This is a genomic window from Streptomyces sp. NPDC001832 (assembly GCF_040297265.1).
Lineage (GTDB): Bacteria > Actinomycetota > Actinomycetes > Streptomycetales > Streptomycetaceae > Streptomyces.
Window position 1 is genome coordinate 68,023 of the sequence record NZ_JBEOYU010000026.1, and the last position, 26,473, is coordinate 94,495.

The 26,473-nt window shown below is 68.7% G+C and carries 22 protein-coding genes; 8 read left to right on the forward strand and 14 right to left on the reverse strand.

Annotated elements, in window-relative coordinates:
* Positions 1-55 precede the first annotated feature (55 nt).
* A complete protein-coding gene (exaC, locus tag ABT115_RS20620; RefSeq protein WP_351791677.1) occupies positions 56-1,579 on the forward strand; it encodes an acetaldehyde dehydrogenase ExaC in 1,524 nt (507 codons plus the stop codon).
* A 262-nt stretch (positions 1,580-1,841) separates the two neighbouring features.
* Here exaC and ABT115_RS20625 read toward each other — a convergent pair whose 3' ends face one another.
* Positions 1,842-3,062, reverse strand: coding sequence for an ATP-grasp domain-containing protein (locus ABT115_RS20625; protein WP_351791680.1), 1,221 nt, complete (start codon positions 3,060-3,062; stop codon positions 1,842-1,844).
* Between the two features lie 66 nt (positions 3,063-3,128).
* Entirely contained in the window at positions 3,129-4,445 is a 1,317-nt protein-coding gene (locus ABT115_RS20630; RefSeq protein ID WP_351791682.1) for an MFS transporter, read from the reverse strand.
* 130 nt (positions 4,446-4,575) lie between these two features.
* Between ABT115_RS20630 and ABT115_RS20635 the strand changes: the two genes are divergently transcribed.
* Positions 4,576-5,457, forward strand: a complete 882-nt coding sequence (locus ABT115_RS20635; protein ID WP_351791686.1) for a phytanoyl-CoA dioxygenase family protein — start codon at positions 4,576-4,578, stop codon at positions 5,455-5,457.
* 70 nt (positions 5,458-5,527) lie between these two features.
* Here ABT115_RS20635 and ABT115_RS20640 read toward each other — a convergent pair whose 3' ends face one another.
* The 7 genes from ABT115_RS20640 to ABT115_RS20670 are packed head-to-tail and all read right to left on the reverse strand — an operon-like array spanning position 5,528 to position 12,877.
* Positions 5,528-6,646 carry a GNAT family N-acetyltransferase gene (locus ABT115_RS20640; RefSeq protein ID WP_351791689.1) on the reverse strand — a complete coding sequence of 373 codons (1,119 nt, stop codon included), beginning with the start codon at positions 6,644-6,646 and terminating at the stop codon, positions 5,528-5,530.
* Positions 6,647-6,695: 49 nt separating this feature from the next.
* On the reverse strand, positions 6,696-7,871 hold the full coding sequence (locus tag ABT115_RS20645) for a GNAT family N-acetyltransferase (RefSeq protein ID WP_351791692.1): 1,176 nt from the start codon (positions 7,869-7,871) through the stop codon (positions 6,696-6,698).
* A 50-nt stretch (positions 7,872-7,921) separates the two neighbouring features.
* On the reverse strand, positions 7,922-8,473 hold the full coding sequence (locus ABT115_RS20650) for a P-loop NTPase family protein (RefSeq protein WP_351791694.1): 552 nt from the start codon (positions 8,471-8,473) through the stop codon (positions 7,922-7,924).
* Positions 8,470-9,282 (reverse strand): HAD family hydrolase, encoded by an 813-nt coding sequence (locus ABT115_RS20655; RefSeq protein ID WP_351791697.1) that lies wholly within the window; start codon positions 9,280-9,282, stop codon positions 8,470-8,472. The genes ABT115_RS20650 and ABT115_RS20655 overlap by 4 nt, the downstream gene beginning before the upstream one ends.
* A complete protein-coding gene (locus ABT115_RS20660) occupies positions 9,279-10,001 on the reverse strand; it encodes a class I SAM-dependent methyltransferase (RefSeq protein ID WP_351791700.1) in 723 nt (240 codons plus the stop codon). Before ABT115_RS20660 ends, ABT115_RS20655 begins: the two co-directional genes overlap by 4 nt.
* Positions 9,998-11,860, reverse strand: a complete 1,863-nt coding sequence (locus ABT115_RS20665) for a B12-binding domain-containing radical SAM protein (RefSeq protein WP_351791703.1) — start codon at positions 11,858-11,860, stop codon at positions 9,998-10,000. Before ABT115_RS20665 ends, ABT115_RS20660 begins: the two co-directional genes overlap by 4 nt.
* Positions 11,861-11,884: 24 nt before the next feature.
* Positions 11,885-12,877: a thymidylate synthase gene (locus ABT115_RS20670; RefSeq protein WP_351791706.1), complete on the reverse strand. Its 993-nt coding sequence runs from the start codon at positions 12,875-12,877 to the stop codon at positions 11,885-11,887.
* Positions 12,878-13,237: 360 nt separating this feature from the next.
* Here ABT115_RS20670 and ABT115_RS20675 point away from each other — a divergent pair, with 360 nt between their 5' ends.
* From ABT115_RS20675 to ABT115_RS20690, 4 genes are read left to right on the forward strand one after another with little or no spacing between them, the layout of a single operon-like run.
* On the forward strand, positions 13,238-13,978 hold the full coding sequence (locus tag ABT115_RS20675; RefSeq protein WP_351791709.1) for a hypothetical protein: 741 nt from the start codon (positions 13,238-13,240) through the stop codon (positions 13,976-13,978).
* Positions 13,975-14,760 carry an energy-coupling factor transporter transmembrane component T family protein gene (locus ABT115_RS20680; RefSeq protein WP_351791711.1) on the forward strand — a complete coding sequence of 262 codons (786 nt, stop codon included), beginning with the start codon at positions 13,975-13,977 and terminating at the stop codon, positions 14,758-14,760. Before ABT115_RS20675 ends, ABT115_RS20680 begins: the two co-directional genes overlap by 4 nt.
* Positions 14,757-15,626 (forward strand): energy-coupling factor ABC transporter ATP-binding protein, encoded by an 870-nt coding sequence (locus ABT115_RS20685; protein ID WP_351791714.1) that lies wholly within the window; start codon positions 14,757-14,759, stop codon positions 15,624-15,626. The genes ABT115_RS20680 and ABT115_RS20685 overlap by 4 nt, the downstream gene beginning before the upstream one ends.
* On the forward strand, positions 15,623-16,456 hold the full coding sequence (locus ABT115_RS20690; RefSeq protein WP_351791717.1) for an energy-coupling factor ABC transporter ATP-binding protein: 834 nt from the start codon (positions 15,623-15,625) through the stop codon (positions 16,454-16,456). The genes ABT115_RS20685 and ABT115_RS20690 overlap by 4 nt, the downstream gene beginning before the upstream one ends.
* Positions 16,457-16,558: 102 nt before the next feature.
* Here the strand turns inward: ABT115_RS20690 and ABT115_RS20695 are convergent, their stop codons facing one another.
* Positions 16,559-17,893 (reverse strand): GH1 family beta-glucosidase, encoded by a 1,335-nt coding sequence (locus ABT115_RS20695; RefSeq protein WP_351791720.1) that lies wholly within the window; start codon positions 17,891-17,893, stop codon positions 16,559-16,561.
* Positions 17,894-17,954: 61 nt separating this feature from the next.
* Here ABT115_RS20695 and ABT115_RS20700 point away from each other — a divergent pair, with 61 nt between their 5' ends.
* Entirely contained in the window at positions 17,955-18,590 is a 636-nt protein-coding gene (locus ABT115_RS20700; protein ID WP_351791723.1) for a TetR/AcrR family transcriptional regulator, read from the forward strand.
* A 107-nt stretch (positions 18,591-18,697) separates the two neighbouring features.
* On the opposite strand, the gene ABT115_RS20705 is transcribed toward ABT115_RS20700, so the two are convergent.
* From ABT115_RS20705 to ABT115_RS20720, 4 genes are all read right to left on the reverse strand, one after another.
* Entirely contained in the window at positions 18,698-19,960 is a 1,263-nt protein-coding gene (locus ABT115_RS20705) for an MFS transporter (RefSeq protein ID WP_351791725.1), read from the reverse strand.
* Entirely contained in the window at positions 19,957-22,023 is a 2,067-nt protein-coding gene (locus tag ABT115_RS20710; RefSeq protein WP_502969135.1) for an alpha-galactosidase, read from the reverse strand. Before ABT115_RS20710 ends, ABT115_RS20705 begins: the two co-directional genes overlap by 4 nt.
* 235 nt (positions 22,024-22,258) lie before the next feature.
* Positions 22,259-24,325, reverse strand: coding sequence for a galactose-binding domain-containing protein (locus ABT115_RS20715; protein ID WP_351791731.1), 2,067 nt, complete (start codon positions 24,323-24,325; stop codon positions 22,259-22,261).
* A 372-nt stretch (positions 24,326-24,697) separates the two neighbouring features.
* Positions 24,698-25,627 (reverse strand): NmrA family NAD(P)-binding protein, encoded by a 930-nt coding sequence (locus ABT115_RS20720; protein WP_351791734.1) that lies wholly within the window; start codon positions 25,625-25,627, stop codon positions 24,698-24,700.
* Positions 25,628-25,755: 128 nt separating this feature from the next.
* On the opposite strand from ABT115_RS20720, the gene ABT115_RS20725 reads away from it, so the two are divergent.
* Entirely contained in the window at positions 25,756-26,382 is a 627-nt protein-coding gene (locus tag ABT115_RS20725; protein WP_351791736.1) for an isochorismatase family protein, read from the forward strand.
* The last annotated feature ends 91 nt before the right edge of the window (positions 26,383-26,473 follow it).

Here is a 26,473-nt window from a genome sequence, read left to right on the forward strand (position 1 = left end):
CTCACGCCGAGGACCGTCCAACGGCGGGCGGCACCGGATCCGGGAGGCCACAGAGATGACCCGTTACGCTGCGCCGGGCACCGAGGGCGCCATCGTCTCGTACAAGTCCCGCTACGACCACTGGATCGGCGGCGCGTACGTCCCGCCCGCCCGTGGCCAGTACTTCGAGAACCCCAGCCCCGTCAACGGCCGCCCCTTCACCGAGATCGCCCGCGGAAGTGCCGAGGACGTCGAACGGGCTTTGGACGCGGCACACGCCGCGGCCCCCGCATGGGGAGCTACCGCGGCGGGCGACCGCGCCTCGATTCTCAACAGGATCGCCGACCGGATGGAGGCGCACCTGAAGGAACTGGCGGTCGCCGAGAGCTGGGACAACGGCAAGCCGGTACGCGAGACCCTGACCGCCGACATCCCCCTGGCCATTGACCACTTCCGCTATTTCGCCGGTGCGCTGCGCGCCCAGGAGGGCTCGCTCAGCGAGATCGACGACGACACGGTCGCATACCACTTCCACGAGCCGCTGGGCGTCGTCGCGCAGATCATCCCGTGGAACTTCCCCGTCCTGATGGCGACCTGGAAGCTGGCCCCAGCGCTCGCGGCGGGCAACGCGGTGGTCCTCAAACCCGCCGAGCAGACCCCGGCCTCCATCCACGTATGGCTGAAGCTGGTGGCCGACCTCCTTCCGCCCGGCGTCGTCAACATCGTCAACGGCTTCGGCGCGGAGGCCGGCAAACCCCTCGCTTCCAGCCCGCGCGTCGCGAAGGTCGCCTTCACCGGTGAGACCACCACGGGACGGCTGATCATGCAGTACGCCTCCGAGAACATCAAGCCGGTGACGCTCGAACTGGGCGGCAAGTCGCCGAACATCTTCTTCGACGACGTGTGGAACGCGGACGACGACTTCCGCGACAAGGCCCTCGAAGGCTTCACCATGTTCGCCCTCAACCAGGGCGAGGTCTGCACCTGTCCGTCGCGCGCACTGATCCAGCGCGGGCACTACAGCGAATTCCTGGAGGCGGGCATCGCCCGCACCGAAAAGATCGTACCGGGACACCCGCTGGACACCGACACGATGATCGGTGCCCAAGCCTCCAACGACCAGCTGCAGAAGATTCTTTCGTACCTGGACATCGGCCAGCAGGAAGGCGCGAAGGTCCTCACGGGTGGCCAGAGGATCGAGTACGACGGGGAACTGGCGGGTGGCTACTACGTCCAGCCGACCATCTTCGAGGGCGACAACCGGATGCGGGTCTTCCAGGAGGAGATCTTCGGCCCGGTAGTGGCGGTCGCGTCCTTCTCGGACTTCGACGACGCGATCGCAACGGCGAACGACACGCTGTACGGCCTCGGGGCGGGCGTATGGACCCGCGACATCAACACCGCGTACCGGGCGGGCCGTGCCATCCAGGCGGGCAGGGTCTGGACGAACTGCTACCACGCTTACCCGGCCCATGCCGCCTTCGGCGGATACAAGCAGTCGGGGATCGGCCGCGAGAACCACAAGATGATGCTGGAGCACTATCAACAGACGAAGAATCTTCTGGTGTCGTACTCGCCGAAGAAGCTGGGTTTCTTCTAAGGGCTGTCCCGTAACCCCTGGCGGGCGCGCGACGACAGCTACGGCACCTCGCCGCGTTGTCGGAACGCCCGCATACATCCAGTATGCGGACGTCCCTCCGCCTTGCGATGCACCGCATCTGACGCCGCGCACTGATCCACCACGGATTACGGGACAGCCCTTGGACGCACGAGACGAGCCGGCTCCCTTCCGTGCGATGCGGGCTCGGTCGCCCCGCACCGCACGGAAGAGGCAGTGCCGGGCGGCCGCCGTCCGCGCGGGATCACTGGAAGGTGAAGGTGAAGACCGAGCGAACCTGTTCGGCGATGCCGTGGAGGTCGGCGACACTGTCGGCGGTGAACATGGCCTCGGCGAAGAAGTTCTCCCGCTCCATCGTCACCACGCGGAAGTTTTCGAACAGGTAGCCGTCTATCACCCCGGGAATCCGCTTGAGCTCCTCGACGGAGGTGGCGCTCGCCAGGGTGCCGACGCGGTCGGCCTCGAAGGGGAGCATGGCCAGCAGTTCGGTGCCACCGCGGGTCGCCTCGGCCAGGGCGCCGTCCAGGCGCTCGCCGAGCGCCATGCGTACCGACATGTCGATGGGGTCGACACCGCAGGCCCGCTGGGTGGCCGCCCGGTACATGCGGCCGCCGGGACGCGGGTTGATCTCGACCAGCTCGCAGGTGCCGTCCGCGCGCACCCGCCCTTCGACGTGGAGCCAGCTGTTCCCCAGGCCGAGGGAAGCGTACAGAGCTCCGACCCTCTCCGACAGCTCACGCACGGCCCGTTGCACGTGTGCGGAGGGCGGGGGCGAGATGAGGAGTCCCGCGTCGTGGTGCCGAAGATTGTCATGCTCCGTCTTCTCGACCTCGAAGAGCGGGTGGAACCGGCCGTCCAGCACGGGACCGTCGACCGAGAACTCGACGCCGTCGATGTACTGCTCCACGATGACGTCCGTGTCCGGGCTAACAGAGTCAGCCAGCTCCTTGAGGCAGGAGCGAAGCTCCGCGGCGTCCTTGGCGCGACGGACGAGCCGTGAACCACCCGAGTCCTGGTCGGGCTTGACGATGATGGGGTACGAGGTGACCGCGTCGACGTCGAGGGAGGCGGCGGTTCCGGCGACGAACGGCAGCGACGACAGGCCCCGGCCCGCCATGGCCGCCCGCACCCGGGCCTTGCTCAGCAGAACCTCTCGACCGTCTTCCCCGCCCACCAGCCCGTAGTGCCGCGCCGTGCGCACCTGCCAGGAGATCAGCGACTCGACGAAGTTGACGACGGCGGTCGGCACCACACCCGCCGCCTCGACCGCCGCCACCAACTCCTCCAGGCTCGCCTTCTCCCAGTCGACGACGACATGGGCCGCGCAGTGGTCGCGGTTGACGTCCTCCGGCTCGTCGGAGACCAGGACCGGGCGGCGCCCCATGTCCGAGAGCATGCGCGAGACGAGGCGCACCCCGCCCTCGAAGCGCTTGGAGTAGATCAGGACGTCTCGCTCTTCAGCCACGTCGTTTCTCGCTTTCTGTGTCCGGGCAGTGGGGCAGGCAGTGGTACGGGCCGGGCGCGCGGCCGGTCAGGGGGCAGAGGTCTGCTCGCCGACGGCGTCTTGGGACCTGGGCCGTGAACCCAGCGCACGGGCCTGTTCAAGGGTGGTGGCGGAGCGCAGCGGCGAGAACATCAGCCAGAAGGAGACGCACAGGTACGTGACCCCGACGATCCAGATGGCCCGACCGGGCCCCAGGGCGTCCGCGAGGGCCCCGCCGGCGAAGGCACCGAGGGGCAGCGTCCCGAGGGCCACCAGCCGGTAGCTCGCCGTGACCGCGCCCAACTGGTTCTCCGGCGGGATGGCCTGCCGGAGACTCACCGCGAAGACGTTGAAGAGCGCCACTCCGAAGCCGTTCACGACGAAGGCGAGGGCAAGGAGGGCCACCAGGACGACGGTGCCGAGGTCGAAGACGACCACGAGAGGGACGAGGAGCAGACCCGCGGCGGCCAGGACCACGCCCCCGGTGAGCGTCCTCCCCACGGTGATCCGGGCGCCGATGCGCGCGGCCACCAGCGAGCCGACCAGCGCGCCGACGCTGCCGATGCCGATGACCACGCCGACGGCTGTGCCGCTGAGGCCCAGCTCGCGGACGGCGAAGACCAGGAAGATGGTGAGGAAGCACTGCTCGTGCAGGTTGGACAGGCCCGCCTGCGTGCAGAGGTCGCGCAGGGTTCGTAGGGACCAGGTGTACCGCAGCCCCGATCCGATCGTGCGCAGCGCCGACTGCTGCGGCACGCCGGGTGCCTTGACGTCGCGGAGCAGCGCTCCGCTGAGAGCCGCACCCACGAAGAAGGCGGCGGTGACGGCGAAGGTGGGCGAGAGCCCCATCTTGCCCACGAGGAAGCCCGCCGCCGAGGGACCGGCGAGCTGGCTGACGGAGTAGGTGGCCTGGTGCAGTCCGTTGGCCGAGGGGATGGAGTCCACAGAAACGATCTTGGGGATGGTGGACTGGTAGGCGACCTCGTAGAAGACGGTGGCCGTGCCGATGACCACGGCAGCCGCCAGAACATGAGTGATCGTCAGCCCCTCGGTGGCCTGCGCGAGGCCGAGGAGCCCGAGCGCGGCACCCCGGACCACGCTGGTGATCACCAGTGTGCGGCGGGGCGGGTGGCGGTCGACCACCATCCCGGCGACCAGCGACAGCAGGACGACCGGGACGAACTGCACGGCGGAGATGAGGCCCACCTCGGTGCCGCTGGCCTGCAGGGCGGTCACCGCGACCAGCGGCAACAGGAAGTTGGTCAGCTGGGTCCCGAAATGGGCGGCAGACTCCCCTATCCATACATTGCGAAAATCCTTGTTCTTCTTGAGAAGAACCCGGATTTCCTCGTCTAGGATCGCCATCCCACCCCCAGATCAGACCAGTTGGAAAATGAACCTAGCACACGGCTCATCCGTTCGCTAGGGTGCGTCCCAACCCGACGGTTCGACCGACGTTCAGAGAAATGAGGATAAGGTGTCGGAATATTCGGTATTGACAGAAGAAGAATTGCGGATGCTGCCGTCGGAGGAGGATGTCCTGCGCTACGAGGAAACCGGCTGGTACCTTTCGCAGAAGCTGCTCAGCGACGCTGAGACCGAGACCCTGACCCAGGCCAGCGAACGCTTCTACGCAGGTCATCAAGGGCGCAAGCTGCCAAGTCGACCGGATCGGCTGGCCGACTGGTCCCCCGCCGATGGCGAGATCCAGCGCAACAGCGACTACATTCATTACCGGGATGAAGCGATTGCCGGAATTCTCCGTAAACCCGTCGTCGCCGCAGTGGCGGCGCGATTGGCGAGAACACCGGAAATACGCACCTTCCAGGCTACCCTCATTTACAAGCCGGCAGCCCCGGAAGAAAAGTCGAACATCGTTTCATGGCATTTCGACAAATACTTCTGGCCCACCTGCTCGTCCGACAACATGCTGACCGCCTTCATCCCTTTCCATGACTGCACGGAGGAGGCGGGCACCATCACAATGGTGCCGGGAAGCCACCGGTGGAAGCGGCGCCACGGCGCCGAACGACCGGTCGGCGATCCTGCGGACGTGGCCCGCGAGTACCTGCTGGAGAGGGACGCCGAACTCAACGGCGCCACCGTCGAACGGGTCCCCGTGCACATCCCGCGGGGTCACATGACCTTCCACCACTGCCTCCTGTACCACGGCAGCGGCCCCAACCGCAGTCCTCACCCCCGTCGCGCGATCTCGTTCCACCTCCAGGACGGTTCCAACACCTACCGGCACTACCGGAACTCCGAGGGCCGTCAGCAGCCCTACAAGCACGACGCCTTGGTGCGGCGGACCCCGTCCGGGGAGCCGGACTACGCCGACCCGGAGTTCTGCCCCGCCCTCTGGCCCGCCCAGGGGTGAGGGCTCCCGCTCCGGGGCTTGCGCGGGGTGCCGCCGGTCGGTCGGCACCCCGCGGAGACCGCCGTCAGGGTCAGAGCGGGGTGATCCGGCTCAGCTCCCACTCCCCCTCGTCCATCCCGCCGCCCGCCTCGGCCCGCACCAAGTCGGCCAGGGCCTGGTCGGCGGCGGCGTCGCGGGTCAGGCCGGCGCCCCGGAACAGCGGCAGCGGCAGCACCGCCGCCCAGACCGGGTGGAGCCGCGCCCCGCGCCTGACCTTGGCCTGCACCGCCGACAGGCCCAGGTGAAGGGTGCCGAGCCCATGCTGCTCCATGTGGCGCAGCGGGCCGTAGTAGACGGCGTTGAAGTACTCGTACGCGTCCCGGGTCCGGGTGTAGTCGAACCCGGCCACCCTGGCGTAGAGCATCTCCCGCCAGGCGAAGGCGACGTGCCCGCCGACCAGGCCGCCTTCCTCGTCGACGATGCGGAAGACCGTGCTGAGGTCGTCGAGGTGCTCGGCCTGGACCTTGAGGAACGTCCGGATCTCCGCCAGGTCCAGAGAGGCATCGTACCGGTCCATGGTCTGGCCGATCAGCGGCGCCAGTTCGTCCACGCACTCCGACAGCGGCGCCGTCTCAAGCCGCAGCCCAGCCTGTTCAAACTTGCGCACCTCGTAGTCGCGCTTGCGGACGTTCCGTCCGAGCAGCCGCCGGTACGACTCGAAGGTGCCCCCCTCGTTGTGGACCACGGCCTCGGCGCTGCGCAGCTGGGCCCGGACCGGGAACAGACCGGCGAGCCGCCGCAGGCTCTCGGTGGTGAGGAAGTCGAAGAGCAGGGCGTCGCGGCCGAGGCGGGCGGCGTGGTCCGCCAGGCCCTCGACCAACTCGGCCAAGGCATCCCGCTGTTCCTCCTCCGTTCCGGCGAGCAGGAATTCGTTGTGGTATCCCGTGCGCGTGCCGACGCGCAGGGCCTCGTGGTCGGCGGCGACCGCCGGAAGGGGTGGGGCGTTCTCTGCGGGGAAGTCGTAGGACGGGGTGGCGGCAAGCAGCCTGCTGCCCGACGACACCACGGTGTAGGTGGCCGTGGCGAAGTCGGGGCGCTCCTGCCCGCCGAGCCAACCGTGGCTCTGGTAGAAGCAGGGAGCCGGCACCAGGGAGTCCCAGGTGCCGCGTTCGATGTCGCCGATCGACGCCAGGTGCTTGGTCTCGGTCACGACCGGGGCCTCCTCTCGCACCATTTGGTTCTCGGGGCGGTGCGCGTGTTCACAGCTGCCAGTCCTTCGTGTCGAGTCCGCCGACCACGTGCCGCGCGTACGCGGCCCCGAACGCCTCGGTCTCCTTTCGGTTGCGTTCCCGCACGGCGCCGGGGTCGGCCGCGAGGGGCTGGTCCACGCCCACGAGCACCGTGTACAGAGGGACCGGCTGAGCACCCCGGGTCAGCTTGGCCTCGAAGGTTCCCAGGCCGAGGTGGATGGCGCGGGTGGACCGCCCCGTCCCCTCGGCGATCGGGTGGTAGAAGACCAGGTTGAAGTAGTCCGCCTTGTTGGCGAAGTCGTAGTCGAATCCGGCCACGCGGGCGTACAGCATTTCCTGGTGGCGGTAGCGCAGGGCGAAGCCGACGGGGCTGTCGCCCTCCTCGGCCAGCAGCAGGGTGCTGCGATCGCCCAGGTGCCGTCCCTGCCGGCCGTAGACCTCCGCCGCCCGAGCGACCCCGTAGTCGTGGCCGTGCTTGCGCATCAGCGCGCTGTTGAGCGGGGCGATGCAATCGACGACCTCGGGCAGCGCCACCTCGCGCACGGTTCGCCGGCTCTCGCGGAAGGTCCGGACCTCCCGCCGGGCACGGGGACGCCGCTTCGCGGGGAGCCAGGCGTAGTAGTCGTCCAGGTCGTCCCAGAGGCCGACCGGGAGCACCGTCTCCACGTCGTGGAAGAGGACGACGGCACCCGCGTGATCATGGGCGCGGGCAATGTCGAGCGCGTCCTCGCGGGGAAGGTAGTAGTAGGCGAGAACGGATGCCTCCGCCCGCTTGGCGAAGTTCAGGGCCTCGGAGGTCATGGCCTCGACGGCCACCGCCCGCTGCCCGGGCTTGGCGTCCGGGTGGTGGACGACCTGGCCCCGGAACTCGGACCAGCCCGCCCCGATCGCCAGCGGGCGCGAGGCGACGGAGGCGTGGCGCTCCTCGTCGACGAGTCCGGCGAGCAGATCGGCGGGCGTGTAGAGCGCGTGAGGGGGGCGGGTGAACGTGTACGCCTCCAGACCGGCCGCCACGGTGCCCTCGGCATCGTGGGCCGTGATGCGACGGGCCCGTGCCCCCGGCGGAAGCTCTTCCTCCCGTACGCCCTGGAAGCCTGCGGTCGAGTAGATGGTGGACCCTGACGTGAGGGACTCCCAGTCGGCGGTGGGCAGCGCACCGACTGTGTCATAGGTGCGGACATCCATGGGTAACTCCCGACGTTGACAAGAGGGTTGTTCCATCGGCCTGGAGAGGATCACCGCGCGATCCGGCCGACAAGGTTCCGTACGTCGCCGCCGCGGAACCGGATGAGGCGCACGCCGGTCTCCGCCAGGCGTGCGAACAGGTCGAGGTTGGCCTGTTGCTGTTCCGCCCGCACCTTCAGGGCGTACCAGAGGATCGACCGGGGGCCGACGACGGTGCACAGGGTCTCCCGGGTGCCGCCCCACAGCTTCTCCCGGCGTATCCAGCGGCGCAGGGTGCGGCGCAGCAGCCGGGGCCAGGAGACGCGCAGCGGCGGGTCGACCCAGACCACGCAGTCGGCGGTGTGCGCGTAGGCTGCGACGGCGGCGGGGAACTGGCCGTCAACCACCCAGCGCTCGGCCTCCAGTGCCTTTCCGACCTCCGCGAGGAACGTGTCTTCCGGCACTGGCGTCCACCCCCGCCCCCAGAACAGGGCGTCCAGGCAGACCGGGGGCGCGTCGGGCTCCTTCAGCAGTCCCGCGAGGGTCGACTTCCCGCAGCCCGGCCCGCCGACTATCCATACTTTCCCCGCCGGCGGGCCGCCGGGGGGGTTCACTTCACTCACAGCAGGTTCCTCTCCACCCACATGGCCACCCCGTCCTCGTCGTGGCTGGCCGTCAGTTCCGTCGCCGAAAACCGTACGTCAGAAACGGCGTTGGCCATTGCCACTCCCCTGGCGGCCGAGCGGAGGAGGCTCATGTCGTTGGGCGCGTCGCCGAAGGCGACGACGGCGCTCCAGTCGAGATTCCGGCTGTCGAGGAGCCAGGAAACGGCGGACCGCTTGTCGGCCCCGGGCGCCGAGACCTCGACGAGCCCGGCGTCCGACGAGGTCCAGCAGAGACCGGCGGGGGCGAGGAAGGAGGGCGAGGGCGGGGAGGTGCGGAGGGCCATCAGGCAGAGGACCTCCTCGTCGTCCGGCACCTCCTCGACCCGCGGTGCATCGGCACCCCCGCTGCTGAGGACGTCCGGCCAGTTGGGGCCGAGCGCCCGCCCGGAGGGGCGGTCCACCGCCCAGGGCACTGGACCGAGGAGGGTGAGCGCCTCACTCACCCGGGCCGGTGCCATGGCACGGACCCGCCGCGGCCGGGGGTCGTCCAGATCGCTGGTGACGGCGCCGTTCGAGGAGACGAGGGACGCGCCAAGGCCGCGCAGCGGCAGCAGCACCTGCCGAGCGGACCAGGCGGGCCGGGCGGTCGCGAGAACCAGGTGCACGCCGCCCTCCACGGCGGCGGTGAGGGCCCTGCGTGTGCGTTCACCGACCTTCCGGTCCGCGTTCAACAGCGTGCCGTCCAAGTCCGAGACGACGACCGCCGGGCGGGCGCCTCCAGGGAGGTGGGGGCGCCCGCCGGTCCATGCGGTGTCCGTGGAATTCACGGGGTTGGTGCGGGGGTGGCGGGTAGCGGCATGCGGTGCACGATGGCGGCGGCGTACCGGTGGTAGTGCCACTCCTCGTAGCCGAGGTGGCTCTCGCCGCGGATGCCGAGGTCGGCGTTCTCGAAGAGCTGCCAGCCGGGGCGGTCGACGATGCGATTCATTTCCTCCCGGGGCGGGTAGTAGCCGCACCGGCGCTCCTCGTCGTTGAGTCCGATCAGGTACTCGCCGAAGAAGATGCCGCCCGGGGCGACCATGTCCATCGCGTGACGGATGAGCGCTTCCAGCGAGTGGGCCCGGTTGGGAGGCATCGACCACAGGCCGCTGCCCATCACCAGCTGGAAGTCGCCCGAGGCCGGGAGAGTCATGTAGTCCTGCTCGACGATGGTGCAGTCCTCGGTGAGGCCCTCGGAAGCCAGCCTCTGCCGGAGGCCGACGACCTCATGGTGACCGTCCACGAGGTCGAACTCGCCCCCGTTCAGGAAGAGTACGTCGGTCTCCACACCGACGACCTCCCAGCCGGCGCGGAGCAGGGGAAGGGCGAACTTGCCGTCCGAGGCACCGAGCACGCAGGCCCTCGGGCGAACCCGGCGGGCGTACTCGCCCAGCGGGATGTAGCGGGCGAGCGCGGGGAAGTACGAGTAGTACGGCCCCCAGTAGCTCTTCTCGTCGACGTCCAGCACATGGCCGTTCAAGAGAATCCCTTCGTTGGTGTGCGTCATGCGCCTATGGAGGCCGCCGACTCGGCGCTGTTGCGGGTGCTGCCCCATCGCTTGGCCGATGCCTCGTGGATGAACCAGATGTCGTCCTCGTCCAGGAGCTGGGAGACCACCTCGGGGTATGCCTCCTCGAAGTACGTGTAAGGCGGCCGGTTCTTCTTGCGCGAGTGGTAGTCGAGCCGGTCCTGCCCGTGTGCCGCGGTGATGGCGGTGCCGGGGTGATAGGTGAGGATGTTCGGGCTGGCCATGACGAGCAGTCCGTCGTCGATGAGGCGGCCTATCTCCTCGATCGTCTCCTCGATGGTCTCCCGGTTCTCACCGTCGAGTCCGAAGAGGACGGAACTGCCGACGCGGATTTTGTGGTCCCTGATGGTGGTCAGGGCTTCCCGCACCTTGCTCACCCAGGCTTCGGGGTTGCGGCGCAGCAGGTTCTTGCCGACGTTCCGCATGACCTGCTGGGCCATGCTCTCGATGCCGATGTAGACGTAGGTGCAGCCGGTTTCGCTCATGAGGTCGAGGGCCGCGTGGACCTCCTCCGCCTTGGCGCGGTTGAGGACGACGTCCACGGTGAGCTGCGCACCCCACTCGAAGGACCGGAGACCCGGCCGGCTGGCCCGGAGGCGCGCCAGATCGTGGCAGAAGTCATTGATCGCCTTCCAGTTGCCGCCCCAGAAGACCGGGTCGTCGAAGAAGGCCGCCTCCGTTCCCCAGTCGACCAGTTGCACTATGCGCTGGGCCACGTGCTCGGTCTCGGACAGCGCGAAGCGCGTGGGCCGCTGCGACACCTGGATGCTCTCGGAGCAAAAGGTGCACTTGAAGGGGCAGGCGTCGAGCGTCATCATGTGGGCGGTCCGACTGCCCAGGGGAGAGCTGCCCGCACGGGTGAAGATCCCGAACCGGGCCCGTACGGAGAACGCTTCGTACGGTGAGGGGAGTTGCGCCGCGTTGGTACGCTCCCCCAGCACGGGTACGAGCACGGCTTCGTCCGCCGTGAGGCCGACGATGCAGCCGACCCCCTTGGTCACTCCGTCGTGGGCGGCGACGAGCGGCAGCGCGTCGAGGACCTCCTCGACGGGGGTGGGGCCAAACCCGGGGGTGGCGACCAGCCCGACCGCACGTAACAGCAGGTCGAGGAGGGGAGAGCCGTCCCCCGCCACCACGAAGTCGACCACGGGCCGGGCGCGGCCGTCGCGGATGACTTCTACCGTGCTGCTCCAGGACAGGTCGGCCGTGCGGGTGGCGTGCTGGTAGCGGACTGTTTCGTCGGCGTGCCTGCCCCCGAGGACCACCAGGCAGCCCGGCACGTGCTCCTTGGCCAGCTCGGCCATCTCCAGCGCGTAGCGGTGGCCGGCCGACACCGAGCTGAGCAGCAGCACCTTGGGGCGCAGCGCCCGGAGTTCGGTGATGAATGCCTCGCAGGCCACGTCATCCCAGATCCGCGGGTCGAAGACGTGGCCGTCGGTGGTGCGGCTGTCCGCGATGAGCCCGGAGCGAGGTCCGCCCTCGGCGCGGCGATAGGCGGCATCCGGGTAGCGGCCCCAGTCGGGGGCGACGTCGTCCAGCGACGGCTGCACCGCGAGCCCTCGCGCCAGGCGGGCGACGGACCGTTCGATGGTGAGTGAGAGCGCCGAGTAGAGGCACATGGGGTCGCCGGGGTAGGCGACCTCCCCGCCGCGGCTGGTGGCGACGGGGACCAGGGCGGCCATGATCGGAAAGAGGTAGGGGTCCTGGTCCGGGTGGGGGGCGATGTCACCGGCCCGCTCGAAGAGTTCGCGTCGATGGGAGAGGCGGTCGGCCAACTCCTGCCGGGCGGCCGAGTCGGGACATCGTGGTTCCAGGGGTGGACGAACCGTCAGTATCACGTGAGGTCCCTGCGCTTACGGTGATCAGATCGCAGAGATCAGATCGGCCACGGCGGGCTCGGCCGCCCGGCTGGTCACCAAGGATGTGGTGTCGCCGAGCTTGCGGTAGGCGTGGGTGGCCAGACAGGCGCGGGCCACGTCCGCGAAGTCGGTGGCGGCCGGAGTCGCGGCGATCTTGTCCACCGTGACGGTGTCCTGCGCCTGGGCGGCCAGGCGGAGCCGGGATTCGAGGTCGACGAGTTCCCGCGCCGCTTCGCGGGCGCCTTCCGGAGTGGTGGGGAAGGCCGGCAGGGAGGCCGGGACCGCCGGGTCGTCCAGGATCTTCCGGGCGAGCGCGGTCTCGTTGTCGTAGAAGTGGAACGTGCCGGACTGGTGTATGTACCGGCCGGCGGGTACGCCGAGCAGACCGGCGGCGTACTGCTGCAGGCCCATGAAGAGGAAGGCGTCGTAGGGCAGGACGGTCAGCGCCTGCTGGGCGCGCATCACGGTGAGCCAGACGAGGGCCCCGTCTCGCAGGAAGAGGTGCACGCCCACGGCGCAGGGGTACTCCCGCGACTGCCGGAAGTTGTCCTGCGGCTCCAGGACCAGGGCGAAGGCCCGGCGGTGGGCGGGGTCGCGCTCGATGCGGCCGACGACCTCCTCCAGCTGGTTGCCGTTGGCCGTGATCAGCCGGTGGCCGAAGGCGCCGCTGAGGGTGTGCTGGTCGTCCGAGTACTCGTGGGCGCCCCGGCGGTAGTACGCGGGGGTCTCCACGTCGTTGCGCCCATCGAGCGACCAGGCGAGGAGCCCGAAGCAGTACGAGAGGTTCACCGGCAGGTGCGGGGTGACCGCGAGGCAGGATGTGGGGTTCTCGATCGTGCTGCGGTGGGCGATGAGCTCGCGGTAGGGGCGGTCGTTGCGGCCGAAATCGGACGCCTTCGAGAGCGGGTCGCGGACGGAGGGGATTTCACTCCCCTCGTCGAGGACCGCCTGGAGACCGGACGTATATGAATTGGCAAAACAACGGAAAACATCCATGCCGCGTTCCCCTTAATCATGAACAACGCCCGAGGGATAGGCGAAAGTTCACTTCGCGTCAACTCGGACAAATTAGTGACCTGTTGGCCACTGCCCGAGTGATCCCACACCAGCCCCGCAAACGTTGTCAACCATCCCCTGAAATAGGCGAGTTGCAGCCGCCGCCACCACCCCAGAGAGCCCGGAATAAAAAATCCGTCAATGCCATTGACACGCAATGCAGACACACTGCTAGCATGCGCGCTGAAATTTCAAGTAGTTACCTCACTGCCGGGGGAATGAGGTCAAATAATGGCTGGTTTCAGTCGCTCCACTCCGCCATGGCTGAATGAGCGATGGCGTATCGGGTGGGGCACTGGTGTGGTACTCGTGACCTACGCGGGGCTCATCGCCGTCCGCCCTACCTCGGAGCACGGCGTGGGTGGCCCGATCGCGCTGCTGGCGCTGGTGGGGTACACGCTCGGAGCCCTGCTGATCGTCTCCGGCGCCGTGGCCCGGCTGCCTCCCACCACCGTGGCTCTGCTGCCGGTGGCCATCACGGTGAACATCGTGATGGGCAAGATCGTCTACTTCAGCGGCCTCCCCCTGCAGCTCGACTCCATCGGGACCGTGCTGGTGGGAGTGGTCGCGGGGCCGGCCGCCGGGGCCGCCACCGGGGCGCTCGCCAGCGTCATCGTGGGCATGACGATCACACCCGGCGCCCTGCCCTACGCGGTGACGGCGGCCATGATCGGCTTCACCGCGGGCATGCTGGCGCGCGCGGGGCTGTTCCGACGGCTCCCCACCGCGGTGCTCGCCGGTGGCTTGATCGGCGTGGTGGCGGGCGTCATCTCCGCCCCCATCACCGCCTTCGTCTTCGGCAACGCCAGCGGATCGGTGGGCCAGTCCGCACTGATTGCGACCTTCCAGGCGTTCGGAAACGGCATGCTCAAGGCCGCCACACTGCAAGGGCTGGTGGCGGACCCTCTCGACAAGGCGCTGACGGTGGTGCTCGCGATGGCCATTCTCAAGGGCCTGCCACCAGGATTCCTCCATCGCTTCCCGTTCGTCCGGGACCAACACATCCTGGCGTCGCGGTCCGACCTGGTGAGGGCGGGGTGAACGCCGTGCAGGACACCGCCCACGCGACCGGCGCTTCCGGGATTCATCGGCTGAACCCCCTGACGAAACTGGCCTTCGCCGTCACCGTGACCGTCTGTGCTTTCGCCGTGGTGGACTACCGGTGGCCCCTGCTGCTCTTCGGCGCCCTCCTCCTTCCGGCCGCGATCGGCGCGGGAGTTTTACGCCGTCTCCTCCTCATGCTCACCACATTCTGGGTTCCGGTGGCCGTGGTCCTGTTCGTGGTCCAAGGATTCTTCCTTCCCGAAGCCCATGACGTGATTGCCCAATTCGGCCCACTGAAACTGAAGAGCGAGGGGGTCTCCTTCGCCCTTCTGACGGCGCTGCACATCCTGGTGCTGATGAGCGGGTTCTTTCTCCTGCTCCTCACCACCCACGCGGGGGTCTTCATGAGCGCCCTGAGCGAACGCAAGGTGTCACCGAGCCTCATCTACATCGTGTCGGCGGCGCTGCAGATCGTGCCGGCGCTCAACCGCCGCGCCACGCGCATCCTCCACGCCCAGCAGGCACGCGGCCAGGTGATCCACGGCCTGCGCGGCCGGGTGCGGGCACTGGTGCCGCTGATGGGCCCACTGATCCTCGGCGCCTTCACCGATGTGGGCGAACGCGCCGCCGCCATGGAGACCCGGGGCTTCGGCGCCACCCGCTACCCCACGAGTCTCACCGCGGTCCCGGACAGCGGGGCGCAGCGATGCCTCCGCGCCGCCATGATGCTCTGCGCCGTGGCCGCGATCACCGTGAACGTGTGGGGAGTAGTGCGTTGATCGAAGTCAAGGATTTCTCCTTCACCTATCCCACCGGCTCCCGACCGGCCCTCTCCGACATCGATTTCGAGGTCGGGCACCGCGAACTGTGCGCGGTGGTGGGCAGCAGCGGCGCGGGCAAGAGCACCTTGGCCGGCGTGGTGAGCGGCACCGTTCCCCATCTCACCGGAGGCGCGGCGGAAGGGCTGGTCCAGGTCAACGGCAGGAACCTGGCCGACACCCCGCTGTCAGGGCTGGTGGGGGAGGTCGGGCTGGTCATGCAGAATCCGTTCAACCAGATTACCGGCGCCCGCTTCTCCGTACGTGAGGAGATCGCCTTCGGCCTGGAGAATCTCGGCGTCCCACGGGACGAGATGGCGGCCCGGGTCGACACCGTCCTGCACGACCTCGGGCTCACCAAGGTGCGTGACCGGTCGCCTTACGAGCTGTCGGGCGGGCAGCAGCAATTGCTGGCCATCGGATCGGTTCTGGTCATGCGGCCCGCCGTCATGGTGCTCGACGAACCGACCTCGCAGCTGGACGCGGCCGGGAACGCGCTGGTCTTCGAGGCGCTCGACACCCTCAAGGAGCAGGGCGTGACGGTCCTGCTGATCGAACACCGAATGGAACGCCTGGCCCGCGCGGCCGACCGCGTCCTCGTACTCGACCGGGGGGCGATCGTGGCGAAGGGCACGCCCGGGGAGGTACTGGCGGACGAACGGCTGGAGGAGTGGGGGGTCGCACCGCTGCGCTACACGGTGGCCGCGCGCCGTGCCGCGCCCCGGGGGCTCTGGCCGGCCCGAAAGCCGCTGCCGGTGACGCTCGACGCCGCAGCCGCGGGATTCGGCGAGACGGTGGACCACCCCGACCGAGGAGACCGGCGATGATCTTACGGATCGATTCCCTGACGTTCCGCTACCCCAACGGCACCATGGCCCTGGACGGGGTGTCCTTCTCCGTCGAGCCCGGTGAACGGGTGGCGATCCTCGGTGCCAACGGTGCGGGCAAGAGCACCCTCGCCCGTCACCTCGTCGGCATCGAACGTCCGGCCTCCGGAACCATCGAGATCAACGGGCGGCGGACCGACGGGCTCAGCATCGCCGAACTCGCCCGCACCGTGGGATTCGTCTTCCAGAACCCGGACGACCAACTCCACGCTGCGAGCGTCGCCAAGGAGGTGGGGTTCGGGCCGCGCAACCTCCGCTTCCCGCCCGCCCGCCGCAAGGCGCTGGTCGAGTCCGCCCTGCGGAGGACGGGCCTGACGGAGTCGCGCGACGCCCACCCCCACCACCTGTCGCTCGGCGAACGCAAACGGGTCGCCCTCGCCTCGGTCCTGGCCATGGACACCCCGGTCGTCGTCCTCGACGAGCCGACGACCGGCCAGGACCACGCCTCGGTCGTCCTGCTGGGGAACCTGGTCGACGACCTTGCCGCCGACGGCCGGACCGTCCTCGCCATCACCCATGACATGGACTTCTGCGTGGAGCACTTCGACCGCGTGATCGTCCTGGAGAACGGCGTGATCTCCTGGGACTGCCCGGTCACCCGCTGGCTGGCGGATGTCGTCGACACGGTCGGCCAGCCCCTCGAACTGCCCCAGATGACGCGGCTCGGCCGTCGGCTGGGATGGCAGGGTTCGGTGGCAACCGTGGCGGGCTTCCTGGAGCGTCTTGCACTTGAGGCCGACCCCGCGCCGGTACCGTCCGTCGCTCCCTGACCCCGGCTCCCCGGGCCAGGGGCCGCGCACCCTTCCCTGGCCCGGGGCGGCGTCACCGCCGTCCTGTACTCGTACGGAATCAGTGCGAGTTCGGTGGGCGGCTCAACCGCGCTGAGCGCGGATGAGGTCGCGGTACCACGCGAAGGACGCCTTCGGAGTGCGGACCTGGGTGTCGTGGTCGACGTAGACGAGACCGAAGCGCTGGTGGAAACCCTCGGCCCATTCGAAGTTGTCCATCAGGGTCCAGGTGAAGTAGCCGCGCACGTCCACGCCTTGGGCCACGGCGGCGTCGACGGCCTGGAGGTGGGTGTCCAAGTAGTCGATGCGGTCGAGGTCGGGAACGGTGCCGTCCGCGGTGATGACGTCCTCGGCAGAGCAGCCGTTCTCGGTGATGTAAACCGGCGGGAGTGCCGGGTAGCGCTCCTTGAGGCCGACGAGCAGTTCCCGTAGGCCGTCGGGGACGACGGGCCAGTCGAAGGCGGTGCGGCGGTAGCCCTCGATGGGGGCCTCTTCGAACGGCAGCCCCTCGGACGCCGGCGCCTGGATCCGGGTCGGGTTGTAGTAGTTGATGCCGAGCGCGTCCAGGGGGGCCGAGATCAGTTCGAGATCGCCGTCCCGGACGGAGCCGCCGAGAGTGGTGTCCGCGCCGAAGGCCGACAGGTCGGGGTAGGTGCCCGTGAGGATCGGGTCGTTGAACAGGCGGTTGTGCAGATTGTCATAGGCCTGCGCTGCGGCGCGGTCGGCGGGAGCGTCCGAGGCGGGCCAGACTGGGGTGCAGTTGTTGGCGATCATCACCTGGAGGCCGCGTGCCCGCAGCTCTCTCAGCGCTAGGCCGTGGCCGAGCAACTGATGGTGGGCGACCGGCAGGCAGTCCAGGAACAGGGTGCGACCCGGCGCGTGGGTGCCGAGGCCGTAGCCCCAGACCATGTGGATGAACGGCTCGTTGAGTGTGATCCACTTCTGGACGCGGTCGCCCAGCTTGTCGGCCATGATGGCGGCGTACTCGGCGAAGCGGTGCGTGGTGTCGCGGTTCAGCCAGCCGCCGCCGTCCTCGAGGCCCTGTGGGAGGTCCCAGTGGAACAGGGTCGGGACAGGTTCGATGCCGCGTGCGAGCAGGCCATCGACCAGCCGGTCATAGAAGTCCAGGCCCTGGGGGTTGACCTCACCGTTACCGGTCGGCTGGATCCGGGGCCAGGCGATGGAGAAGCGGTAGCCGGTGAGGCCCGCCTCGGCCATCAGCGCGAGGTCCTCCTCGTACCGGTGGTAGTGGTCGCAGGCCACGTCACCGGTGTGCCCGTCGCGGACTGTACCGGGGCGGGCGGTGAAGGTGTCCCATACCGATGCTCCTCGGCCGTCCTCCTTGGTGGCGCCCTCGATCTGATACGACGCCGTCGAGGCGCCCCAGATGAAGTCCGCGGACAGATGGTCCAGTGTCACGCCCAACCTCCTGAAACATGAGTAGAGCTCATGTTAGTCCGTCCGATGGGATGATGGAAGCGTGAATCAAGATCGCACCGCAGGGACGCTGCGCCGGCTGCCAGTCCAAAAGCGCAGCGCCGAACGCTTCGAACGGCTGCTGGACGCCTGCGCCGAACTCCTGGACGAGGTCGGCTATGCCGCGCTGACCACCAAGGAGGTGGCCCGCAGAGCCGAGGTGCCCATCGGCACCCTTTACCAGTTCTTCTCCGACAGGGAGGGGCTGATCGGCGCGCTCGCCGCCCGCAATCTGGAGACCTTCTTGGATCGGGTCGCGGCCCGGCTGGAGCACGAGAAGCCAGAAGACATCTCGGGCATCGTGGATGTGACCGTCGACGAGTTCGTCACCATGCGCCGGACGATCACCGGCTTCGGCGTGGTCGACTTCGGCGCGGCGGGACAGGACCACATCTTGGAGCCGGCCCTGGACAACAACACCGCGGTCGCCGAACGGCTGCGCGCACTGACCGCCACCCTGACCGGGGTCCAGGGCAACGCCGAACTTGAGATCGCTGTGCGGGTGGCCCTGGAGTGCGCGGACAGCGTGCTGAAACTGGCCTTCCGTACCGATCCGCAGGGCGACTCCCAGCTGATCGCCGAGTGCAAACGAGTCCTTAACAGCTATCTGCACGATCGAATCCGGCCCCCTGGCAACTAGCTAGTGCCGCATCAGGCAACGTTCAAGTGGGCCGCTCGGGCGCTGTCGTGGTCACGTCGAGCGAATCACCGACGTGCTGCCGCAGGACGCCGCCGCCCTCCTGAGCGCTAACGGACGCTCTTGACCTTCCAGACCAATACCGCACCCAGCACGGACATGGCCGCGGAGCAGAGGAAGAGCGAGCGGTAGCCCCCCAGACTGCCGAGCACGATCGAGGCTATCGGGGGAGCCAGAACGTATGGCAGGGAAGTCATCAGGTTGGCCAGGGCCATGTCCTTGCCGCGGTCCGCCGAGGCAGGGAGCACCTCGGTGACCAGGGCGGTGTCAACGGCCAGGTACACGCCGTAGCCCAAGCCCAGGATGACGGCTGCGACCAGCGTCATGGTCCACGTGGGCGACAGCGCGAGTGGGATCGCGGCGACGGCCATCGTGACGCCGCCCAGGAAGACCAGCATGCGGCGCTTGCCCAGCTTGTCGGACAGCCAGCCGCTGAGGACGACCGTCGAGATCGTGGCCAGGCAGTTGACGCCGATCACGATGAGCAGGCCGTCCTCGGTGGACTGGCCGGGGAACAACTGCTCGTAGTGCAGGACGTCGTCCAGGAAGTACGGCATGTAGAGCGTGCCCAGGCCGTAGCCCAGCCCCATGATGAACCGGGAACTCATCGCCCAGACGAAGCCGGGGTGCTCGCGCGGGCTGATCCGGTAGCCGTCCAGGAAGGTACGCAGCGAGAACGGCTCGCGGTGCCGGCGGGGAAGCGGCGGGTCCTTCATGACGGTCGCGAACAGCAGTATCAGTAGCGGCAACGAGGCCATCAGCAGGTACTGCGCGGGGAAGCCCGTAACCAGCCCGAGCAGTAGCCCGCCCGCGATCATGCTGCCGGCCTGCGGGGCCATGGCCCAGCCCAGCACCACACCGCGCTGTGCGACCGGGACCCGGTCGGGCACCACCGGGGAGAGCCCGGCACCGATGACCATGAAGGAGGCGGACAGCACGAGAGAGCCGAGCGCGACTCCGGCGACCGTCGTCTGGACGCCGATGCAGGCCAGCGCCACCATGCAGAGCAGCGAGCCCGCGATCAGCCACGGTCGGCGGCGGCCGAACCGGCTGGTGGTGCGGTCGCTGAGCGCGCCGGCCAGCGGCGCGATGACGATTCCCGAGATCGCGCCCATCATGCTGACCCAGGCGTAACTGCCGACCTTCCCCGCCGGGTCGATCTGGGCGATCTGCGCGGGCATCAGGAACGTAGTCGGCGCCTGCATCGGGACGAACATCCCGATGTTGGCCAGGACGTACAGGGCGATCCAGCCGGAGCCGACCTTGCGGGTCGGCTCGGCGAGGGCCTCGGGCCGTTCGGGGGCGAGGGTCATCGGGGCACTCTCTTGAGGTGGATGAGCTCGCTCGTCCAGTCGAAGGACAGCAGCGGCGGGAGACCGTGGCTGAGCAGGACGGCGCCCTCGTGCACGGCGCCGGTCACCACGTCCTGGTAACGGGCGTCGGGGTCAAGGCCCTTCAGGCGGGTACGGGCGGCCGTGCGGGTCAGCGCGGACGGCTGGAACTGGAAGACGACGACCTCGACCTCGGTGAGGTACTGCACCGCGTGGTGCTCCAAGCGGTACTGGACGCCGCCGTGCACCACGGGCCGGATCCGCTTGTACTGCTCGACCAGCATCCGGGACCACGCCAGATCCTCCTCGCTCCAGTTCCGCAGGTCGCCGCCGATACCCATCGCCCCGGCCATCGCGACGTGGAAGCGGTACCGGACCGAGGTCGGGCGGGCGGTGAAGCTGTTAGGGCCGTCGGTGACCCAGGCACCCATGGTCCGGGCGGGCAGCAGCTGGCAGTGTCCGTGCTGGATCGCGACCCGGTCGGCGGCGTCGGTGTTGTCGGACGTCCAGACCTGGTCCGCGTAGGCCAGCACGCCCAGGTCGGCCCGGCCGCCGCCGCCCGCGCACGACTCCAGGTACAGGCCGGGACGCGCGGCGCGCACCTGGTCCATCACCTCGTAGACACCTCGCGTGTGCCCGATCCAGACCCGGTCGGGATCGGCGGCCCCAGGCTGCCCTGCCTCACTGAAGGGCCGGTTCATGTCCCATTTGAGGAAGACGACGTCCAGCTCGGTGACGGTCCTGACCAGCCATTCGACCGCCCATTCGCGGACGTCGCGGCGGGCGAAGTTGAGCACGTGCTGGTTGCGACGCTGCGTGCGGGTACGGCCGTCCTGGCAGAGGATCCAGTCAGGGTGCGCACGGAAGAGGTCGCTGTCGGGGTTGACCGCCTCGGGCTCGACCCACAGGCCGAAGCCCATGCCCAGCGCGCGGACATGGTCGGCGAGCGGGCCCAGGCCGTCCGGGAAGCGGTCGGGGTTGGGCCACCAGTCGCCCAGCCCGGCCATGTCGCTGGTGCGGGCGCCGAACCAGGCGTCGTCCACGACGAAGACCTCGACGCCGAGACCCGCGGCCAGCTCGGCCAACTCGGTCTGCTGCTGCTCGGTGATGTCGAACTCGGTCGCCTCCCACGAGTTGAAGATCAGTGGGCGTTCGGCCGGCCGGGCGGGCAGCACCTGGTCTTCGACGTAGGTGTGCCAGCGGCGGCTGGTGCCGCCGAAGCCGTCGGGGGCATACAGCCCGGTGAAGACGGGGGTCTCCAGACGCTCGCCGGGGAGCAGCTTCCAGACCAGACCCTCGTGGCCGAACCCGCCTGTCCAGGAGGCGCGGCCGTAAGGGTCGCGGCGCAGTGTGATCCGGCGGCTGCCGCTCCAGGCCAGGGCCGCGCTCCAGACCTCGCCGTGCTCCTCGGCGGCGTCATACGCGTCGAGCATCAGCCAGGGTCCGGCGTGCTGTCCCGTGATGCCGAGTCGGCTGGTGAACACGGTCTCCCCGACGGGCACCCGGTCGCGCTGGAGCTGGAACTCCCGGCCCCATTCCCCCACCACATGGCTGACCCGGTAGTCGTCGCGGGTGGGTAGCGTCCAGGCGGCGGAGTCGAACCGCAGGACGTCCACCGGCTCTTCCGCGGTGAGGACGGCCCAGCGCTCGATCTGGTCATGGCCGTCCCGGATCCGGTAGTGCAGTTCGAGACCAAGGGAGCGGACACGGTCGGTGAAGGAGAGTGTGAGCCGGTTGTCCTCGACCGTGTGCGAGACGAACCGCCACTCGAAGCCGCGGACGGCGTCGTCGAACCGGACAGTCAGCGACGGCGCCCCGAAGCGCAGGCCGCCCTCGACCGCGTACTCCTCACCGCCGGGATCGTCGCTACCGGGGTCCTCGGCGGGCAGGTCGGCCGCGATCACAACGGCCTGCTCCAGGGTCAGCGGCCGGCCCCAGTGCACGTGCCGGGGGACGTCGTCGGCGTCCAGCTGGAAGGCGTAGGAGGTGCCGGGAGTACTCAGGAGCCAGAGGCGGGCTTCGGAGTGGTGAGTGATCACACAAATTCCTTAAATGTGAGCTTGACTCATGTTCTGCTCATACGTTAGGCAAGCGAGCCCGCAACGCCAACCCTCTGACGGGGGCTATCGCAGATCGCTCCAGCGGGGCCCTCGCACAGAGTTCGCGGCACGTGATTCCCTGCGCTCTGCGCGGCGCGGGCGGTGAACGCGCCAGGGAGCCGGCCGGATCAGGAGAGCTGATCCGGTCGGCCCGGCCCTGGACATCGCCGCACTGGTGTCGTCAGTCGCTGTAGACGCCGACCTCTCGGAGCGAGTTGCCCCACTGGGTGCCGCGCTCCAGCCCTTGGATCCGTACATAGCGCGCGCGAGTTCCGGCGAACCGCGCTGTGTCCAGGCCACCGTCACCGGCGGCCGTGGACCACACCGTCTTCCAGTTCGTGCCGTCTTCCGACAGCTCGACACGGTACGACTTCGCGTACGCCGCCTCCCAGTCGAGGGTGACGCGCTTGACCGGGTTCGTGGATCCGAGGTCGATCCGCAGCCACTGGTCGTTGCTCCACTCGCTGGCCCAGCGGGTGCCCGTGTCGCCGTCCACGGCCCGGCCGGGCGCGAAGCTGACGAACGGGTTCCACCACTCCGACGAGGACGCCGAGGCTGCCGCGCCCGAGGCCAGGTTCCCCGCGGACTTGTGCTTCTCGGAGTTCCCCCAGGTGCGGAGGTAGGACTCGGCGCCCGCGAAGAGGTCGTCCACAACCTCCTGGCCGCCGACGATCCGGATGTCCTCGATCCAGTCCGGGACCATGCCGTAGTGCGCGGCGCCAGTGGTGTTGAAGTCCCACGTGCGCTCGCCGGTGGTCTGCTTGCCGATCAGCGAGCCGCCGTCCGTGCTGCGGAAGGGGTATTTCACCGGGTTCGGGGTGTCCCCGCCCCGCGGGGCCGGCCAGCCGCCGACACCGTTCATGTCGGTGCCGTAGCCGTAGCCGACCCCGTACTTCTCGCGCAGCGCGTCCGTGCGCCTGGCGCCTGCGCTGAACGCCTCGGAGCCGCTCATGTACTGACCGGCGAATCCGCCGAGCTTGTAGAGCCGCTCGGTCCAGCCCAGGTCCATCCAGCTGTGCGAGGAGATGACGCCCGGGTACGACTCGGATTCCAGGATGTCCAAGGCCCGGCCCGCGGCCTTGACGCTCATGTGGTCGATCTCCAGCATCATGTTGCGTTTCATCATGCCGCGCACTGCGTACTCACCCAGGTCGGTCAGCCCACGGGTGTTGCACTGCGCATCCGAGGCGTACGTGGGGACGGACACCCCCGCCGGAAGCCGCTTCTCCGCCTCAGGCGCCTCCGCGTTACCGATGGGGTTGTCGTGCTGCGGGCCGCGGCAGGTCTCCGTCTTCCAGAAGGTGCCGGTCGACAGGAACTGGCCCGCGTTGATGGCCGTACCGAGTGCGCCGGAGTCGTAGCGCACCCCGCACAGGGCGTTGTCGAACTTGTGGCACAGGAACATGCTGCGCACGCCCAACTTGTACAGCTCGTCCAGGCCGCGGTCGATGTCCTCCTTGCCGCACTGCGCGACGTCCAGGATCTGCTTGCAGCCGAACGGCTCGGAGGTCTCGACCCCCAGGACAACGGCCAGCTTGCCCTGCTCGATGACCTCGCGAGCCTGCGCGCTGTCGGTGACGATCCGGAACCAGCCCTTGCCCGGGCCGCCGTACATCCTGTCGATGAAGGCCTGCATGTCGTACGACTTCTGCGCCTCAAGACGGATGGCGGTCATCTCGTCGCAGCCGCGGTCCTTGAAGAAGTAGACCGAGCAGATCACGCCGTTGGTGACCAGGTCGTTGACCAGCACCCGCTGGCCACCACGCCACGCGCGCTCGATCCAGGCGTAGTAGTTCTGCTGGTGGGTCAGCGAGTCGTGAGCGGGCCAGTCCTTGAATGTGGGCCACCCGTTGGGATCGTGCTTGCCGTCGCCACCCTTGGTGATGAAGTCGAAGACGGCGAACGTGCCGTCCGGGTAGTGCTCGGGGCAGTCCTTGAGCGCGTCGGCGACACCCTGCTCCGAAAACGGCTTGCCGCAGATCAGCCGGCCGCCGAAGCCCTCGTTGGACATGATGTGGTCGTGGACGTCGGCGAAGCCCCTGACACGCCCCTGGGCGTCGGTGCCCTTGAAGGGCTCGCCCGTGACGTTGATCTGCGAGTCGGGCGCGGGCCGCGCGGCCGGATTCCACCAGCCGGGCTCCGCCGCGGAGCTGGGAATCGGACCGAGTGCCAGGGCCATCACGGTGAGGAGCAGTAACACCACCGTGTGGGATCTGAGTCTGTGGCGCGGAGGTTGAACCGTGATCATCACATGAATCCTTAAATGTGAGTTGGGCTCATGTTCCGCTCATACGTTAGGCACCCGAGCCCGCAAGGCCAACCCCTCGACGAGGGCTATCGCCGGGAAACGGGGAAGAGCACGCCACCGAAGACGGGATGTTTGCGCACCCGGGAGCGCCGATTCCGGTGGAGCGCAGTTCAACCGGGACCACGCGCGTCTACGGCGCCGGGCGAACGGGTCTTCGCCCGCCTCAAACAATGGAGGATCTTCCGCAAAGCCCGCTGCAGCACTAACCGCATCGGGCAGACCGTCGCCGCCGTTCACGCCGTCGAGATCGCCTGTCGATCAGGATGAGCACCGGCTTCGACTCTCGACACAACGCACGCCGAGGACTCGGCTTCAGGGGCTGAACAGGCTGGGATTCTTACGGACGTATTCGGCCACCTCTGAAGGAGGTTGCCCGGTGACCTGCTCGACCCCTTCTGCCTTGCGGTCGTATCGATTCTCGGCGTGGAGGCGAGCCATGGTGGTGATGTGCTGGAACGTGTGGTCGGGCAGGCCCAGCGGCCTGAGATCGTCGTCGATCCATTCCTGCAGGGGAATGTCGGCGTACCGAACTGGTCGGCCCAGGGCTGTGGAGATCTCCGCGGCCATGGCGGCGACGTCCTCCGAGCGCGGGCCGGTCAGCTCATAGATCCTGCCGATGTGCGGGGCCGGGTCGGCCAGGATCTCCTCCACGACCGCGGCGACGTCACCGGCCGCCACCGGGGAGGTCTTCGCACGGCCGAAGGGCAGTCTGATGGTTCCGTCCTTCGCGATCGAGGAAAAGCCGGCACGGAACAGAGGGTTTTCCATGAATACGGTGGGCCTGAGCTGGACAACGGGCAGGCCCGACCAGTCGAGGACCTGCTCCACCAGCCACTGCTGCCGCTGCTGCACGGACTCGGAGGTGCTGGTCAGGTCCATCTCCGAGACGGTCAACTGTGACATGTTCACGAATGCTTCCAGGCCCCCGTACGCACGCGCGACGGCTGCCACCGTCACGGCAGCCTGCAGATACTGTGCCGACACACCCATGCCGAAGTACATGCGTGCACAGCCGTCCAGGGCATCGGCGATGTCACCCGCGTGCGTCAGGTCTCCGACGACGACCTCGGCGCCGGTCGCGCGCAGCGCTTGCGCCCGCTCGTCGTCGCGACGCACCATGGCCCGGACGGGCAGCCCCCGTCGCCGAAGGCCTTCGACCACGGATCGTCCGACCGCGCCGACACTGCCCGCCGCGCCCGTCACGAGAATGGGCAGCGCGCCGACTTCTCGGGTGCGGTTCATAGCCGCAGCCTGCGACGCGCACGACTACGGCGCAACTGGAGCCCGACGAACCTCGGCGCTGACAGCCTGGGAAGCGATTACCAGTGACGGCCGGTGGTCAGTGTGGCTCACCCACTGAAGGAGTGGATATGAGCGAGCGCAGCAAGTTTCTGGAGCCGATCACCCGCGAAAACGTTGCCGTCGTGCTGGTAGACCACCAGGTGGGCCTGCTGTCCGGCGTCCGGGACATCTCGCTCGGCGAGCTGAAGCACAACGTGGCGGCGCTGGCACGCGCGGCAACCGTATTGGGCATCCCGCTGGTCGTGACCACGACCGCGGCCGACAGCACGTGGGGGCCGACCGCCGCTGAACTGGTCCAGGCACTGCCGGCCGGACAGAAGATCATCGACCGCAGCACTGTCAACGCCTGGCACGACGACCGGGTCCGCGGAGCCATCGAGGCCACCGGCCGACAGAAGCTGATCTTCGCCGGGGTGTCGCTTGAAGTGTGCGCTGCGCTGCCCGCGATCTCCGCGACAGCCGCCGGCCACGACGCGTACGTCGCCGTGGACGCCTCCGGCACCTTCAGCCAGGCCAAGCGCGAGACGGGCCTGCTGCGCATGCAGCAGGCGGGCGTCATCGTCAGCGACTACGCCACCCTCATGGTCGAGGCCCTGGCCGACAACGCCGCCCCCGACTCCGGTGCCCTCTACGCCGCCCTCGACATGCCGTTTGCCGTCCTGGTCGGCCAGATTTCTGCGGCCTACCGTGTCTAGGGCGTGTTTCGAAAGTCCCGCCTGCCCCGCGACGCCTGGCACGCACGCTCGCCGCGTTGTCGGGATCGTCCTCGTACGCCCAGTACGAGGA

Coding starts and splice junctions, on each gene's coding strand:
- ABT115_RS20715 (WP_351791731.1), bottom strand. CDS start 24,325: ATGATCACGGTTCAACCTCCGCGCCACAGACTCAGATCCCACACGGTG.
- ABT115_RS20725 (WP_351791736.1), top strand. CDS start 25,756: ATGAGCGAGCGCAGCAAGTTTCTGGAGCCGATCACCCGCGAAAACGTT.
- ABT115_RS20670 (WP_351791706.1), bottom strand. CDS start 12,877: ATGGATGTTTTCCGTTGTTTTGCCAATTCATATACGTCCGGTCTCCAG.
- ABT115_RS20720 (WP_351791734.1), bottom strand. CDS start 25,627: ATGAACCGCACCCGAGAAGTCGGCGCGCTGCCCATTCTCGTGACGGGC.
- ABT115_RS20630 (WP_351791682.1), bottom strand. CDS start 4,445: ATGGCGATCCTAGACGAGGAAATCCGGGTTCTTCTCAAGAAGAACAAG.
- ABT115_RS20645 (WP_351791692.1), bottom strand. CDS start 7,871: ATGGATGTCCGCACCTATGACACAGTCGGTGCGCTGCCCACCGCCGAC.
- ABT115_RS20705 (WP_351791725.1), bottom strand. CDS start 19,960: ATGACCCTCGCCCCCGAACGGCCCGAGGCCCTCGCCGAGCCGACCCGC.
- exaC (WP_351791677.1), top strand. CDS start 56: ATGACCCGTTACGCTGCGCCGGGCACCGAGGGCGCCATCGTCTCGTAC.
- ABT115_RS20660 (WP_351791700.1), bottom strand. CDS start 10,001: ATGACGCACACCAACGAAGGGATTCTCTTGAACGGCCATGTGCTGGAC.
- ABT115_RS20690 (WP_351791717.1), top strand. CDS start 15,623: ATGATCTTACGGATCGATTCCCTGACGTTCCGCTACCCCAACGGCACC.